At 68.2% G+C, this 14,396-nt stretch carries 15 protein-coding genes; 2 read left to right on the top strand and 13 right to left on the bottom strand.

Annotated elements, in window-relative coordinates; genetic code table 11:
* Positions 1–9 precede the first annotated feature (9 nt).
* Positions 10–702: a DsbA family protein gene (locus MK181_02280; GenBank protein MCH2418622.1), complete on the bottom strand. Its 693-nt coding sequence runs from the start codon at positions 700–702 to the stop codon at positions 10–12.
* A gap of 53 nt (positions 703–755) precedes the next feature.
* Complete coding sequence (locus MK181_02275; GenBank protein ID MCH2418621.1) at positions 756–2,282, bottom strand: AMP-binding protein; 1,527 nt, start codon at positions 2,280–2,282, stop codon at positions 756–758.
* Between the two features lie 116 nt (positions 2,283–2,398).
* Between MK181_02275 and MK181_02270 the strand changes: the two genes are divergently transcribed.
* Entirely contained in the window at positions 2,399–3,610 is a 1,212-nt protein-coding gene (locus MK181_02270; GenBank protein MCH2418620.1) for an LLM class flavin-dependent oxidoreductase, read from the top strand.
* Positions 3,611–3,636: 26 nt separating this feature from the next.
* Positions 3,637–4,272 (top strand): TetR family transcriptional regulator, encoded by a 636-nt coding sequence (locus MK181_02265; GenBank protein ID MCH2418619.1) that lies wholly within the window; start codon positions 3,637–3,639, stop codon positions 4,270–4,272.
* 116 nt (positions 4,273–4,388) lie between these two features.
* Here MK181_02265 and MK181_02260 read toward each other — a convergent pair whose 3' ends face one another.
* The 11 genes from MK181_02260 to apgM all read right to left on the bottom strand — a co-directional run bounded on the left by MK181_02260 (position 4,389) and on the right by apgM (position 14,379).
* Positions 4,389–5,204, bottom strand: a complete 816-nt coding sequence (locus tag MK181_02260; GenBank protein ID MCH2418618.1) for a phytanoyl-CoA dioxygenase family protein — start codon at positions 5,202–5,204, stop codon at positions 4,389–4,391.
* Positions 5,201–6,451 carry an alpha-hydroxy-acid oxidizing protein gene (locus tag MK181_02255; GenBank protein ID MCH2418617.1) on the bottom strand — a complete coding sequence of 417 codons (1,251 nt, stop codon included), beginning with the start codon at positions 6,449–6,451 and terminating at the stop codon, positions 5,201–5,203. The genes MK181_02260 and MK181_02255 overlap by 4 nt, the downstream gene beginning before the upstream one ends.
* A gap of 23 nt (positions 6,452–6,474) precedes the next feature.
* A complete protein-coding gene (locus tag MK181_02250; protein MCH2418616.1) occupies positions 6,475–6,753 on the bottom strand; it encodes a DUF3039 domain-containing protein in 279 nt (92 codons plus the stop codon).
* 9 nt (positions 6,754–6,762) lie between these two features.
* A complete protein-coding gene (gene rpiB / locus MK181_02245; GenBank protein MCH2418615.1) occupies positions 6,763–7,212 on the bottom strand; it encodes a ribose 5-phosphate isomerase B in 450 nt (149 codons plus the stop codon).
* Between the two features lie 33 nt (positions 7,213–7,245).
* Positions 7,246–7,911 carry a threonylcarbamoyl-AMP synthase gene (locus MK181_02240; GenBank protein ID MCH2418614.1) on the bottom strand — a complete coding sequence of 222 codons (666 nt, stop codon included), beginning with the start codon at positions 7,909–7,911 and terminating at the stop codon, positions 7,246–7,248.
* Positions 7,908–8,798 (bottom strand): peptide chain release factor N(5)-glutamine methyltransferase, encoded by an 891-nt coding sequence (gene prmC / locus MK181_02235; protein ID MCH2418613.1) that lies wholly within the window; start codon positions 8,796–8,798, stop codon positions 7,908–7,910. The genes MK181_02240 and prmC overlap by 4 nt, the downstream gene beginning before the upstream one ends.
* A complete protein-coding gene (prfA, locus tag MK181_02230) occupies positions 8,788–9,864 on the bottom strand; it encodes a peptide chain release factor 1 (protein ID MCH2418612.1) in 1,077 nt (358 codons plus the stop codon). Before prfA ends, prmC begins: the two co-directional genes overlap by 11 nt.
* A gap of 66 nt (positions 9,865–9,930) precedes the next feature.
* Positions 9,931–10,926: a hypothetical protein gene (locus MK181_02225; protein MCH2418611.1), complete on the bottom strand. Its 996-nt coding sequence runs from the start codon at positions 10,924–10,926 to the stop codon at positions 9,931–9,933.
* 42 nt (positions 10,927–10,968) lie between these two features.
* Entirely contained in the window at positions 10,969–11,223 is a 255-nt protein-coding gene (locus MK181_02220) for a type B 50S ribosomal protein L31 (GenBank protein ID MCH2418610.1), read from the bottom strand.
* A 58-nt stretch (positions 11,224–11,281) separates the two neighbouring features.
* Positions 11,282–12,949, bottom strand: coding sequence for a transcription termination factor Rho (rho, locus tag MK181_02215; protein ID MCH2418609.1), 1,668 nt, complete (start codon positions 12,947–12,949; stop codon positions 11,282–11,284).
* A gap of 281 nt (positions 12,950–13,230) precedes the next feature.
* A complete protein-coding gene (gene apgM, locus MK181_02210) occupies positions 13,231–14,379 on the bottom strand; it encodes a 2,3-bisphosphoglycerate-independent phosphoglycerate mutase (GenBank protein MCH2418608.1) in 1,149 nt (382 codons plus the stop codon).
* Between the last annotated feature and the right edge of the window lie 17 nt (positions 14,380–14,396).

The following is a 14,396-nucleotide window of genomic DNA, read 5'->3' as shown; positions in this document are numbered from 1 at the left end:
CTCCGGCGTCTAGGGGGTCGGGTTGGCCACGGTGTCCCACTCCCGGGCCTCGAGGTAGGGCTGGAACACCCGGCCGACGGCGGTCAGGTCGGCCTCGGTCTTGGGCCGTTGCAGTTCGAAGAAGTGCGGGAACTCCAGCCAGCCCACCACGAGGTCCCACAGCCTGTCGGCGGCCTCGCCTGTCGGGGGGTCGATGAGCACGGGACCGAACAGCTTGCGGGACTTGTCCTCGTCGGCGCCCGGGAAGACCAGAGTCGGCACACCCCAGCCGCCGAGGGACACCACCCGATCGTGGTCGGACCGGACATCGTCGTGGGTGGTTTCGTCGGCCAGCGCTTCGTCAACAAGGCTCGGGTCGAGGCCCATCTCAGCTAGTAGGTCCTGGGCTACTTCGGGCCGGTGGGGCTTACGGCCCTCCACGTGGAGGGCCGTTCCGGCCCGCAGGTACCAGGCGTCGCCGAGGGCCGGGTCCTCTCGCTTGAGTAGGGCGCCGACCCGCATCATCGACCACCCGTAGGACCAGTCCCGCTCCCACGGGTGCTTCTTCCCTTCGATGAGGTTGATCTCCTCGAGGCTGAAGAACCGCCAGTCCACTTCAAGACCCTGCCGGTCCCGGACGTCGCGCATCCACAAGGACGTCTGGTAGGCCCACGGACAGATCACGTCGAAGTGGAAGTCCACCCGGGTCGGTCGGTCGCCCATGGATCGAGCCTCGCACAGGGTGGGCGGTTGGGCCCCAGCCGGGCTGTCGCTGTTCAGGTTCCCGGGAGCCGCAGCTCGTGCCGAACCACCTTGCCGAGGGCATTGCGGGGTAGGGCATCCACGGCTACCACCTGGCGGGGCAGTTTGTAGGAGGCCAGATGGTCTCCGGCGTAGGAGCGAAGGTCGGCCGCCGTCGGGCACTCCCGTCCGTCAACTGGCACCACCCAGGCCACCACCTCCTCGCCCCACTCGGAGGACGGCACCCCGGCTACTGCCACCTCGGCCACCGCTGGGTGGCCGGCCAGGACGTCGTCGACCTCCCGGGGATAAACGTTTAGGCCACCGCTAATGATGAGCTCCTTCACCCGTCCCACGAGTGACAGGTAGCCGTCACCGTCCACCGCGGCGAGGTCCCCGGTCCGGAACCACGGTTCGTCGCCGTCCTCCACGAAGGCCTCCGCCGTGGCTTCGGGCCGGTCCCAGTAGCCGGCGAACACGTTCGGCCCCCGGACCAGCACCTCGCCGGTTTCCTCGGCCAGCTGCACCTCCACGCCTGGCAGGGGGAAACCCACGGCACCCGGACGGCGTTCGCCGTCGAACGGATTGGACACCAGCATCACCGTCTCGGTCATGCCGTACCGCTCCAGCACGGCCACCCCGGCCTTGACGGCCAGGCGGTGGTGCAGGTCGGCGGCCAGGGGGGCCGAGCCGGCTACGCACAACCGGAGCGCTCCGAGGTCGGCCACCCGAGGATGGTCGGCTAGGCGGTGATACATGGTCGGAACGCCGAAGAACATGGTGCAGCGGTGATCGGCTAGGCCGTTGAACACGGCATCGGGAGCGAAGCCGACCTGCAGGACGGCCGAGCCTCCAGCCAGCAGGGTGCCGTGGAGGCCCACTCCCAGGCCGTGCATGTGGAACAGCGGCAAGCAGAGGAGCAGGCGGTCGGCGCCGGTCCAACGCCAGGCCACGACCACCGACCAGGCTCCGGCCAGCAGGTTGGCCTGGGTGAGCACGGCACCTTTGGGTCGCCCGGTGGTGCCTGAGGTATACCCGAGAAGGGCCGGATCACCGGGAGTCGCGCGATCCAGGCGATCGCCGGGGTCGCCGTCGGGTAGGTCCACCGCGGTGTCGGCCACCAGGAGGTCGGGGGCCAAGCGGGCCAGGAGGTCGGCCCAGCCGTCGTGGTCGACGAGGGCGGCCCGTGGGGCGCAGTCCCCGACCAGGTGAGCCAGCTCCGCCTCTCGGTAACCGCCATTGACGGGCACGACCACCAGGCCGGCCCGCAGGCACGCCACGTGCACAGCGGCCAGGTCCACTGACGACGGCCCGGAGACCAACACGCGGTCCCCGGCCTCCACGCCAGCGGCTAACAGACGGCCAGCGAGCCGGACCGTGTGGTCGAGGAACTCCCTCCGGCCGACCCACCGTGTCCCGCCAGCTCCCCACGAACCATGGAGCAGAGGCCGGTCGGGATCATCGGAGAGGGTCGAAGCCCAGGCGCCGACCAGCGTGCCCGGCTCCGGAAGGTCGAACGGAGCACCGTCGGTGTGCTCGGTCCACGGCCGGGGCTGGTCCACCCGGCGGACCGTACCGGGCCTGTCGGGCTTGACCCGGAACGACGATTCAACAATACTAATGAATGGTATTACTACCTGCCGGACCACCGGTCTCGGCCCGACCTCAGGAGCACCCGATGGAGTTCGGCATCTTCAGTAACGGCTATACCCCCGGGCCGGCCGCCCACGACTCCGAGAGCGAGCACACCGAGCTCCTCCGAGAGGCCGAGTACGCCATCCTGGCCGACAAGCACAACTGGAAGTACATCTGGTTCGGCGAGCACCACGGCCTGACCGAGTACAGCCACATGTCGGCCCCCGCCCCAGTCATGGGCTGGGTGGCCGCCCAGACCGACTACATCCACATCGGCTCGGCCATCACCAGCCTGCCGACCAACAAGGAACACCCGGTCCGCATCGCCGAACGGGCAGCCATGCTCGACCACGTCACGAACAACCGGTTCGAGTTCGGCACGGGTCGAGGTGCCGGCAGTCACGAGTTACGCACCTTCAACGTCATGGACCCCAGCGAGACCAAGGCCCAGTGGGACGAGGTCATCCGCGAGATCCCTCGCATGTGGGAGCAGAAGGACTACGACTTCGACGGGGAGTTCTTCACCGTGCCGACCCCCCACAACATCCTCCCCAAGCCCTACGGCAAGGGCCACCCGCCGCTTTGGGTGGCCTGCGGTAACCCACCCACCTTCGCTAAGGCCGGTTCCCTGGGCATCGGTGCCATCGCCTTCAACTTCGAACCTATCCACAACCTCAGGGGCAGGGTGGAGGCCTACAAGGAGGCCATCCAGGATCCGGTCGAGCAGATCGGCCAGTTCAGGAACGACAACGTGATGATGACCAACGCCTGCATCTGTCTGGAGGACCGGGAGGAGGCCCGCGCCGTGGCCAAGGCCAAGGGGCGGGGCTATCTGGTGACCATGGTCAACATGTACCACGACACCATGCCTAAGTCCCCGGATGCCATCACCTGGCCCAACCCGCCGGTCGACCCAGGTTGGACTGACGAGCTGCTGGACCTGGCCATCGACGGTGGCTACATGCTGTGCGGCAATCCCGAGGAGGTCAGCGAGCAACTGAACCGGTATCAGGAGGTGGGCTGTGATCAGGTGGTGTTCGGACTTCCCACCGAGGGTCTAACCCATGACCAGACCTTGGAGATGATCGAGCTGTTCGGCGATCGGGTCATCCCGGAGTACGACGGCGACCGTACCCACTCCACCGACCGGTACCGAGCCGAGGCTCGCCGGCGGTACCCGGACTTCCAGTACGCGATCCCAGAGGACATCGACGTGTCGGTCATCCCGACCACCGCCCTGCTCCCCCTGGGCTAGGTCCGGAAACTGACTCTGGAGGTCCCGTGGCCCGCGACGGAAGCGAGACCCGGGCCCGGCTGCTGGCCGAGGCTGAACAACAGTTCGCTGAGGTCGGCATCTGGCAGGCGACCATGGGCAACATCGTCCGGGCCGCCGGTCAGCGCAACACCTCGGCACTCACTTATCATTTCGGTTCCCGGGAGGGCGTGCTGGACGCCATCTTGGCCGAGCACGGCAACCCCGTCGACACCCACCGCGGCGAACTGCTGGCCGCTCTCCAGTTGGAGCCGACGCCACCGGCCGACGTCCGCCCTCTGGTCTCGGCTCTGGTACAACCGATGACCGCCGTCCTGGCCTACCCCCGGGGCCGCCGATACGTCCGCATCGTGGCCCAGTTGTCAGACCGGTTCCCGGCCTGGCAGAACGTCCCTGGAGGAGTCGACCAGACCCACCTCACCGAGGCATTGGTTGAACTGGAAGCCCGGGCTGACGGGCCTGACTCGACGATCCGTAACGCCCGCCTGGTGGCCATGATCCGCCTCATGACCTCGTCGCTGGCCGCTCGGGCCGTCACTCTCGACTCGGGAGCCGCCCCGCTCCTCGATGACCCATCCTACGAGCAGGACCTGACTGACGTCCTGGTCGGGGTGCTGACCACCCCAAGCACCCTCGTGGCCTGAGCCGACTAGTACTACTAGCAGTCCCGTCCGTCCGGCTCGGAACGCTAGAGCGGCAATGCGGACCCTCTCTCATGACCGCTCACCAATGGCGGGATGTTCGACAGGCTGAGTCGGTCTCAGTTTCGTGGTTCAGCCTCGGTTCCACTCCGAGTCCACAGGACCGGGAAGAGGGGATGGTCGAGGGGACAGCCGTCGTCTAGCTCTTCGACGAGTCCAGGGAAGGGAGGCGACGTCGGCCACGAGCGGGAAGCGTGGACCATGTCATCGCCTAGGAAGCGGACCGACAGGACACGCCTCCGGGTCGTTCCGCCCACCCCGCCCGAACCATGCACGGTCAACATGTTGAAGAAGACAGCGTCGCCCGGTTCAAGCGCCCACCCAATGACCGGCCACCGCTCGGGATCGGCGTCAAAGTCAGGGATTTCAGCGAGGCTGCCCTCCGGGAACCAAGCGGCCCGGTCGTCAAGGAAGGTCCGAGGCATATACCAGGGTCCACGGTGGGTGCCGGCAATAAAGCGAATGGCGGCCGACCGGTCCACTGGGTCGACGGGGAACCACATGCTGGCATTCTGATGGCCGTTCACGTTGTAGTAAGGAAGATCCTGATGCCAACGGGTGTGCTGTCGGGTTCCAGGCTCCTTCACCAGGACGTGGTCGTGGTACAGACGCACGGTGCTCGACTCCGTCAGGGTGGCGGCGATCCGTGCAGCAGGCGACTCGCGGATGAACTGTTCCATCTCTGGGATCCGGTCCCAGTTGCAGAAATCCTCGACGAAGGCCCCGTCGTCATGGGAGCTGGCCCGCTTGGCCAGTGGCGAGAGGTCGGCCAAGTTGGCCTCGATGGCCTCCGTGGCCCAACGAAGGTGTTCGTCGCTGAAGGCCTGGCGAACACAGACCGCGCCGTCTCTCCGGTAGTCACCCTCAAGGATCACCGGTCGGACGGCCCTTTCGTGTCCAGCAGTTCAGGCCCCAAGTCGCCTACCGACGCCGCTCCCACCAGGGCCATGGTTCGTTCGGTCCCCAACCGCAGCAACTCCAGCACGTGGTCCACGCCAGCCTCACCAGCCGCCGCTAGGGCGTAAAGGAACAGGCGTCCTCCCATGGTGGCCGTGGCCCCGGCCGCTACCGCCTTAACGATGTCGGAGCCTCGGCGCACTCCGCCGTCACACACCACCTCGATCCGCCCACCGACTGCCGCCACCACGTCGGGCACCAGGTCGAAGGGGGCTGGCGCCGAATCAAGCTGACGGCCTCCGTGGTTGGAGAGCACCACCCCCTCCACTCCGTGCTCAACGGCCAGCCGGGCGTCCGCGACAGACTGGATCCCCTTGACCAAGACCGGACCGTTCCAAATCGACCGGAGCCAGCCAACGTCGTCCCACGACAGACCGTGGTCGAACTGGGCATTCATATAGCCCGCCAGGTCCACAGCCCGACGCCCGTCGCCCGGACCACCCTTCCCGTCGGCCAGACCCTCCACGTTGGCGAACCGGATCGGCTCGGAGCGCAAAAACCGCCAAGTCCAACCGGGCCGCCGGATCCCGTCCAGGAAGGTGCCGGGTCCAATCTCGGGCGGCAGGGTCAGACCCCGGCGGATATCACGCTCACGGCGACCCAAAACCGCGGTGTCAACGGTCAGACAGAGTGCCTCAAATCCCGCAGCGGCTGCCCGGTCCACCAGGCGTCGGATGAGGTCCCGGTCGCGCCAGGCGTACACCTGGAACCACAGACGGGCTCCCGGTCCGGCCACCGCCGCACACTCCTCGATCGACCGGGTACCCATGGTGGACAGGGTGAACGGAATCCCGGCTCGGCCGGCCGCCCGGACCACAGCCAACTCGCCGGCCGGATCGGCGATCCGGGTGAACCCGGTGGGAGCCAGCACCAGGGGGAAGGCCAATGGCCGACCCAGCAGGGTGGTGGACGGATCCAGGGAGCCCAGGCCCCGGAGGACCCGGGGCCGAAACGTCGTAGCTCGGAAGGCCTCCACGTTTCGAGCCAAAGCCAACTCGTCTTCGGCGGCACCGTCGATGTAGTCGAAGACTCCGGCTGGCAGGCGTCGCCGAGCGAGGTTCCGCAGGTCGTCCACGTTGGCCGCTGCCCGCAGGCGTCGGGCGGTCCGGTCCCGCTCCGGGCGCCGAAGCCGCACCACGGCCCGGAGCGTGCGGAGCATTCCCATGGCGGAGGGTGGTGGGCCGGCGCTCAGGCGCCCGCCTCACCGGCCTTCTTCCGCTCGTAGATCTCGCGGCAGGTCGGGCACACCGGGTAGCGGTCGGGGTTCCGGTTCGGGACCCACACCTTGCCACAGAGGGCCACGATCGGCTTCCCGGTCACCGCTGACTTCACGATGTCGGTCTTGCGGGCGAAGTGGGCGAACCGGTCGTGGTCGCCGTCGTCCAGAGTGGGCTCGACGACCGTCTCCGTCGGGGTGGCCGTCTCCAGGCCGGAGAGCTGAACCGGCTTATTTCCGCGGTCGGTCACCGGTTCTTCTCAGCCGTCCGACCCGTCCAGCCGGGCCAGTTTCTCCACCCGACCGACGTGGCGACCACCCTCAAACCCCGCATCCAGCCAGGCCCGGAGGGCGTCGACGGCTGCCTCGGCATCGATCAGGCGCTCGCCAAGGCATAGGACGTTGGCGTCATTGTGCTCCCGTGCCAGACGGGCCGATTCGGCGTTTTGCGCGGTGGCCGCCCGGATCCCCGCAACCTTGTTGGCAGCCATGGCGATGCCGATTCCCGAACCGCACACGCAGACCCCCAGATCGACGTCGCCGTCAGCCACGGCATGGCCCACCGCGGCACCGAAGTCCGGGTAGTCAACCTGGTCGGTGGAGTGTGCGCCAAGGTCCAAGACCTCATGGCCCAGGTCCCTCAACTCCTCGGCCAGCAGCTGCTTGAGTGCGTATCCGGCGTGGTCGGACCCGACGGCGATGGCGTACATGGCGGCGAGGCTACCCGTCGACCGCTCTCCGGATCACCGCTGTTCGACGACCTCCACGGAGACTCCGGCCCGTTCGAGGTCGCCCTCGGTGATGGCTCCTCGGCGGACCACCCGTGCCGGGTGGGCGGTGAGGTCGACCACGGTGGATGGCTCTCCGGTGCACGGTCCTCCGTCTAAGACCAGTAGGCCGCCACCCAGCGCGGCAGCTGCCCCGGCGGCCGTGTCCGGGGTCGGCTGCCCGGTCCGGTTGGCCGAAGTAGCGGCAATTGGGCCGACCTCGGCGGCGATAGCCCGGACCAGGTCGTGGTCGGGCCACCGCACCCCGACCGTCGCCCCTCCCCCCTCGGTCGTCCCGTCGCCCAGGAAGAGGTCATCGTCTCGGTCACCGCGACGGTGTCCGACCACGGTGAGCGGACCGGGCCAGAAGGCCGTCGCCAATCGTTCGAACCGGTCGTCGGCCTCCACCAGCGCTCGGGCCTGATCACCGTCGGCCACCAACACGGCCACGAGGCGTTCGGGGGGGCGGCCCTTTCGTCGGAAGACCTCGTCGATGGCGTTGCGGCACGAGGGCAGGGCGGCCACGCCGTACACCGTCTCCGTGGGGAGGACCACTACGCCGCCGGCGGAAAGCGTCCGCACCGCAGCGGCCACCGCGGCCACCGGATCGGCTCCGACGTCCAGCGTAGGGGGCTCGCTCATCGTGACAGCCGGGCCACCATCGCCCGGTCCCGTCCGGCCAGATCGAGGTGGATCTCCGCCTCGTCGAAGCCGACCTCCCGGGCCCGATCGGCCAGGTCCCCAGCCTGGTCGGGTGACATCTCCAGCACCAGGGCGCCTCCGGGGGCTAGCCAGGTCGGTGCACCATCCACCAGCGCCTCTAGGTCGGCCCGGCCATCCCTTTCTGCGAACAGGGCCTCGACCGGCTCCCAGGCCACCACTTCGACCGGGAGGTCTCCGGCCCGGTCCACGTAAGGGGGGTTGGCCACCACCACGTCGAGGCTGGATTTGAGCTCGGTCGGCAGCGCCTCAAACCACGACCCCTCGGCCAGAGTCACCCTCCGGGCAGGCCGCCCCAATCCGGCGCAGTTGGCTCGGGCTACTGCTAGGGCACCGGTCGACACGTCGGTACACCACACCCGGGTTCCAATGCGCTCGACGGCGATCGACAGGCCGATGGCCCCCGATCCGGTCCCCAAGTCCGCCACCTGCACCGGACTGTCGGTCCGACCGGCGGCCACCCGGTCCACCTCGGCGAGGGCCAGCCCGGCCACCACCTCGGTCTCCGGTCGGGGGATCAGGACCCTCGGGTCGACCATCAGGTCCAGTCCTCGGAAGGCCCAACGGCCCAGGACGTACTGCAACGGCTCTCCAGCCAAGCGGCGACCCACCATGGCGTCGTGATGGGTCATGCCCCGAGCGGTCACCGGATCGTCCAGACTGCCTCCCCGGCCGCTCCCGGATGCCTCCTCCACGATCCAGTGGGCTTCCTGGGCCGGAAGCCCGGCGGCCACCACCCGGTGCTCGGTCTCGGCCAGGACCTCCCGCCAGGCGATGGTGCCTTCGTCGCCGGTCGGGTCAGTTCCCACCGTCGAGGCCCTCGGCCAGCTGTCGGGTCCGCTCGTCGGCCAGCAGGCCGTCGGTCACCTTGTCCAGGTCCCCAGCCAGGATGCGATCCAGTCTGTGAAGGGTCAACCCGATCCGATGGTCGGTGACCCGGTTCTCCTTGAAGTTGTAGGTCCGGATCTTCTCCGACCGACCACCGCCGCCGACCTGGCCCCGGCGGGCCTCCGAGGCCTCGGAACGGGCCCGATCCTGTTCGATCTGGAGCAACCGGCTTCGCAGCACCCGGAGCGCCTTCACTTTGTTCTGGAGCTGGCTCTTCTCGTCCTGCATGGAGACCACGAGACCGGTCGGCAGGTGGGTGATACGGACTGCCGAATCGGTGGTGTTCACTGACTGACCGCCCGGTCCGGAGGCCCGGTAAACGTCGACCTGGAGGTCCTTGTCGTCGACCACTACCTCGACCTCGTCGGCCTCGGGTAGAACGCTGACCGTCGCCGACGATGTATGTATCCGGCCCTGGGACTCGGTCACCGGCACCCGCTGGACCCGGTGGACCCCGCCCTCGTACTTGAGGCGGGTCCATGCGTCGTCGCCTCTGACTAGGACCATGACCTCACTGAAGCCTCCCATGTCGGACTCCCGGGCCTCCATCGGCTCGATCGACCAGCCGTGGGCAGCGGCTAGCGCCAGGTACATCTCGTGGAGGTCGCGGGCGAAGAGGTTGGCTTCCTCGCCACCCTCCGCTCCCCGGATCTCAAGGATCACCGGGCGGCCGTCGTTGGGGTCGCGGGGCAGGAGGAGGGCGCGTAGATCACCTTCCAGGCGTTCAATGTCGGCCTCCAGATCGGCCATCTCGTTCCGGAGGAGTTCGCGCTCGTCGCCCTCTGCCTCCTCGGCCAGTTCCCGGGCCGTCTCCAGGTCATCTTGGGCGCGGTTCAGCGGCCGCCCTACGGCCAGGACCTGCTCCAGTTCCTTGAACCGGCGTCCCGCCGCCTGCAGCTGCACGGGGTCCCCGATGACCGTCGGATTGGCCAACCGGGTTTCGACCTCCGTGTACTCGGCCTCCAGGGCCTCTACCTGTTCACGCACTGTGTTCAGGGTACCGACCGGCCCCCTGCAGGACGGTCAGGACGGCAACTACCCGGGACGGATCGCTCAGGCGCCTTCCCAGCCGCACACCACACCGACCACGTTGACCGGGGCCCGGAGGCGGGCCAGGGCCTGTTCTACGGGAACCAGGATGTCCCGGTCCGGGAGGGCCACCACCACCCGGTCGGGCGTCTCGCGCAGCACCAGGTCGGCGGTCGCCGAGACGATCTGTGGATCCACCCCCACCGAGCAGACCACCAGCACCCGTCGACCTTCTGAGTCGGTGCCCAATGCCGGCGCTGGCGCCGGGTCACGGAGGTTGGCCCGCTGGTCGGCGGGATCTACGGGTTCCAGGTCAACCAGGCCCACCGGGGACGGGTCGATGCACAGGTCCCGCCGGAGCCAACGCTCCCGGCACAGTGTGGACAGCGGATGGGCGCCGGTGCCGGGCCGACGATGGGCTCGCACCAGGTCGGCCGCTGCGGCCAGTGACTCGCCCTGTGGTTGGTCGGCGTGCAGGAGCATCCCTGCCTCTCGGTCGAAGCGCCCCACCCCGACCTGGACGTGGTTGCCCAGTTCCGGGTCATCGACCACCCGAACGACCTCGAGACCCGCCACTTCCCCGCGCCAGATCCCGTGTTCGACCATCGGCTCGACCCCTACGCCCCGACACAGGTCCTCGAACCCGACCGGCGCCCCGGGTGGGTCCACGACGCTAGGCGTATCGGCGGGTGCGACCTCCACTAGCCGACGACCGTCTACCCGTCGGATGTCCGGTGCAGGGAGGAGGGCGGCGGCCCGACGGGTGGCCTCGGCGGCCGCCTCCCGATCGTCGAAGCAGACGGTCATCGGTGCCTCGCCGAACCGTACGGACCGGAACACGGCGCTGCCCAGGGCGCGCTCCGGGTCGTCCTCGTCGGCCAGCACCCACAGCCGGGTGCCGTCGAAGCACTGGTTGCCGTCGGACTCCAGGTCGGACGCCGGCTCGCCTATCGCATCGGATATCAGGGCGCGCAACTTGGCGCCTCGGAGGGAAAGGCGACGCTCGGGATCGAGGGTCACGGGTTCAACGGCCCGTCAGGGGGCCGGGCCGGATGCTCGGGTTCAGCCCTTACGGCGCTTGCCGTAGCGACGCTCGAAGCGCTCCACCCGACCGGCGGTGTCCACGATCTTCATCGTGCCGGTGAAGAACGGGTGGCTAGCCGACGAGATTTCCACCTTGACCAGTGGGTACTCCACGCCGTCGTCCAAGGTGATGGTGTCGTCAGTCTCGACGGTGGACCGGATCACGAAGTTCGTGCCCTCGCTGAGGTCTTGGAAGACCACCGGCCGGTAGTTCGGGTGAATGTCCTGCTTCATAACGGGTCCAGTCTGCGCTGCGTTCGGATCGTCGACAACCTGTGGTGACGGGTGTTGATCAGGCACCCATGCTCGGTCCCTTGGCGATCTCCACCAGGAACTCGTCGTTGTTGTTGAAAGTCTTGAGGCGGTCGATGAGTAGCTCGAGGCCGGCTGCCGCACCGGCGTCGCCGTCGTTCCCCAGGCCGTTGAGCACCCGGCGCAACTTCCACACCTGGTTGAGTTGCTTGCGCTCGAACAGGAGCTCCTCGTGGCGGGTGGACGAGGCGTTTACGTCGATAGCCGGGTAGATCCGCCTCTCGGAGATACGCCGGTCCAGGCGGAGCTCCATGTTGCCGGTGCCCTTGAACTCTTCGAAGATCACCTCGTCCATCTTGGAACCGGTGTCGACCAGGGCGGTGGCCAGGATGGTCAGCGAGCCGCCCTCCTCTACGTTCCGGGCTGCACCGAAGAACCTCTTGGGCGGGTAGAGGGCTCCGGTGTCCAATCCGCCGGACATGATGCGCCCGGTGCCCGGGCCGGCTGCCAGGTTGTAGGCCCGGGAGAGGCGGGTGATGCCGTCGAGCACGATCACCACGTCTTCGCCGTACTCCACCATCCGTTTGGCCCGCTCGATGGTGACCTCGGCCAGGTGGGTGTGCTCATCGCTGGGACGGTCGAAGGTGGATCCCACCACCTCTCCGCGCTGCATCCAGCGGCGCATGTCGGTGACCTCCTCGGGTCGTTCGTCGACCAGCAGGACGATGAGTTTGACCTCGGGATGGTTGGTCTCGATCGACCGGACGATGGACTTAACGATGGTGGTCTTGCCCGCCTTGGGGGGCGAGACGATCATCCCGCGCTGGCCCTTGCCCACCGGACAGAGCAGGTCGATTATCCGGGCCGTCATGTTGGTGGGATCGTCGTCGACCTCCATCTTGAGTTGCTCGTCCGGGAATAGCGGCGTGAGGTCCTCGAACTTCGGACGACCCTTGGCCTTCTCGGGGTCCGTGCCGTTCACGGAGTCCACCCGGAGCAGGGCGGGGTTCTTCTCGCTCCGGTTAGCCGGACGCGACGCCCCGACGATCTGGTCGCCCTTGCGGAGGCTGAACTGGCGAACCTGCTTGACCGAGACGTAGGCATCGCTCTTGGACGGTTTGAAGCCGGAGGTGCGCAGGAAGCCGTATCCCTCGTCCCGTAGGTCGAGGTGGCCGGAGACCTCCACCGGTTCGCCGTCCCACGGCTCCTCCGGTCCCGAGTCCCTTTCGCGTCCACGGCGGCGGCGACGGCGGTTGCCCGGCTCGCTCGGGTCGCCCTGCTGGCCGCGGTTCTGGTGCTGGCCCCGGCCCTGGTTTTGTCGTCCGCTGTCCTGTCCGGGGCTCCGGTTGTCGGCCCGGTCGGAGCCGCCCTCACCGTCGCCCTGGTCGGTCGTGGCGTCGGTCTTCCCGTCGTCCTGTAACTCAGCGCCGTCGCTGGCGTCCTCGGACTCCTCGTTGGTCGCCTCTTCGACAGTCGCCTCCTCGGTGGCCGCCTCGATTTCCCACTCGGCCGGGGGCTCTTCGTCGGACCCCGTCGAGTCCGGGGACGAGCCATTCGACTCGGTACCGGTCAGATCCAGGATCAGGTCCACGATCTCGGCCTTTCGGGCTCGCGAGCCAGGCTTGCCGCCAAGCGCGTTGGCGATCGTGGTCAACTCATCGCGGTCTTTGCTCTCCAGTGTTCCGCGTTCCAACTGGGTGGAGTCCATGCTCACAACACCTCATGTTTCTTCGGACCCAATGGCCCGTCTGATGTGCTCCCGACCGGGACGGTACGGGAGGGGGGACCGCCATCCGGGGACCCGCTTGGCGGGGCGGAGGGCGTGTCGTCGAGCGGTGGTCCCGAGGCCGATCGTGTGGTTCCGCCACGGACACGTGGTGGCACGAAGGAAACCTCGTGGGAACTGTCGCCCGCCTGGCGACGCCTCCACTGTACCGAATCGACGTGAACGGCGACAACCACCGTTGCAACGATAGGGATCGGAGCAGGTCAGGAGGCCAGAAGGTGGGGAACCAGGAGGTGTCCGGGGACCGGTTCCCGGTCGGCCACACCGGCCTCGGTAAAGGTTCCACCGGGGCCATCCACCGCCGAATCCGCCAATAGGTAGGGCACCGGGTCGGGGGTGTGGGTCCGAGTGGTCAGCGGCGTGGCGTGGTCGGGCAGCATCAGGAGCCGCCACGGCCCCAGGTCGTCCAGACCGGTCAACAGGTCAGCCAGGATCCGGCGGTCCCAGTTCTCTAGGGCCTCCACCTTCTCAGCCACGTCTCCGGCGTGGCCGGCCTCATCGGTGGCCTCCACGTGGATAACGAACAGGTCTAGGCCGGCCTTCAGCTCGGCCAGGGCGACGTCCCGCTTGCCTTCGTAGTCGGTGTCGTACCACCCGGTGGCGCCCGGGATGTCGCAGATCTTCATGCCCGACAGCACGCCGATGCCACGGACGAGGTCCACGGCTGTGACCAGGCCGGCCTCCACGCCGTGGGTGTCCCGGAACGATGGGATCCGCGGTTGGAAGCCTTGGCCCCACAGCCAGATTTGGTTGGCCTCGAGGTCGAAGCCGGCTAGGACCTCCTTCGAACCCTCCATCAGGTTGGTCAACGCCCCGCCGGCCGGACCGGACGGGTTCACGATCGGGGCCCCGGACAGGTCGTGGGGCGGGGTGCAGTCGGCATCTAGCCATGCCTCGGGGGCGATCAGGGCGTTGCGAAAGCCAACCCCGGCCAGGAACTCCAGGCCCTCGTGGGCACCGGCTAGAGCCTCCTGGAGGGCGGCCACCACGGCAGCGCCCTCCTCGTTGGTTGGGTTGGCCCCCGCGTAGTCGACCATCACTCCGTCGTGGACCACGACCAGGTTGCACCGGAAGGCCGTCTGGTCGGGACGCAGGGTGCGGCCCATGGCCGCCACTTCGATGGGGGCTCGGCCGGTGTGGTACTCGGTTGGGTCGAAGCCCAGAATCGACATGTTGCCTACATCGCTCCCCGGGGGCATTCCCTCGGGGATTACGGCCGCCCGACCCACGGTGGCTCGAGCGGCTAGGGCGTCTAGGACGGGGGTGTGGGCGACCTCCAGCGGCGTGCGGCCGTCCAGCTCGGGAACCGGCAGGTCGGCGCAGCCGTCGGGGACGCAGATCACATATTTCACAGGCCGATCATCCTGTC

This window comes from Acidimicrobiales bacterium, from assembly GCA_022452035.1.
Classification (GTDB): domain Bacteria; phylum Actinomycetota; class Acidimicrobiia; order Acidimicrobiales; family MedAcidi-G1; genus UBA9410.
Note: the sequence above shows the minus strand (reverse complement) of the source record. Positions and strands in the feature narration are given on the sequence as shown.

Bases quoted from the DNA above. Each gene is read 5' to 3' on its own strand.
- MK181_02280 (MCH2418622.1), bottom strand. From the start codon at position 702: ATGGGCGACCGACCGACCCGGGTGGACTTCCACTTCGACGTGATCTGT.
- MK181_02270 (MCH2418620.1), top strand. From the start codon at position 2,399: ATGGAGTTCGGCATCTTCAGTAACGGCTATACCCCCGGGCCGGCCGCC.
- MK181_02255 (MCH2418617.1), bottom strand. From the start codon at position 6,451: ATGGGAATGCTCCGCACGCTCCGGGCCGTGGTGCGGCTTCGGCGCCCG.
- rpiB (MCH2418615.1), bottom strand. From the start codon at position 7,212: ATGTACGCCATCGCCGTCGGGTCCGACCACGCCGGATACGCACTCAAG.
- MK181_02240 (MCH2418614.1), bottom strand. From the start codon at position 7,911: ATGAGCGAGCCCCCTACGCTGGACGTCGGAGCCGATCCGGTGGCCGCG.
- MK181_02220 (MCH2418610.1), bottom strand. From the start codon at position 11,223: ATGAAGCAGGACATTCACCCGAACTACCGGCCGGTGGTCTTCCAAGAC.
- rho (MCH2418609.1), bottom strand. From the start codon at position 12,949: ATGGACTCCACCCAGTTGGAACGCGGAACACTGGAGAGCAAAGACCGC.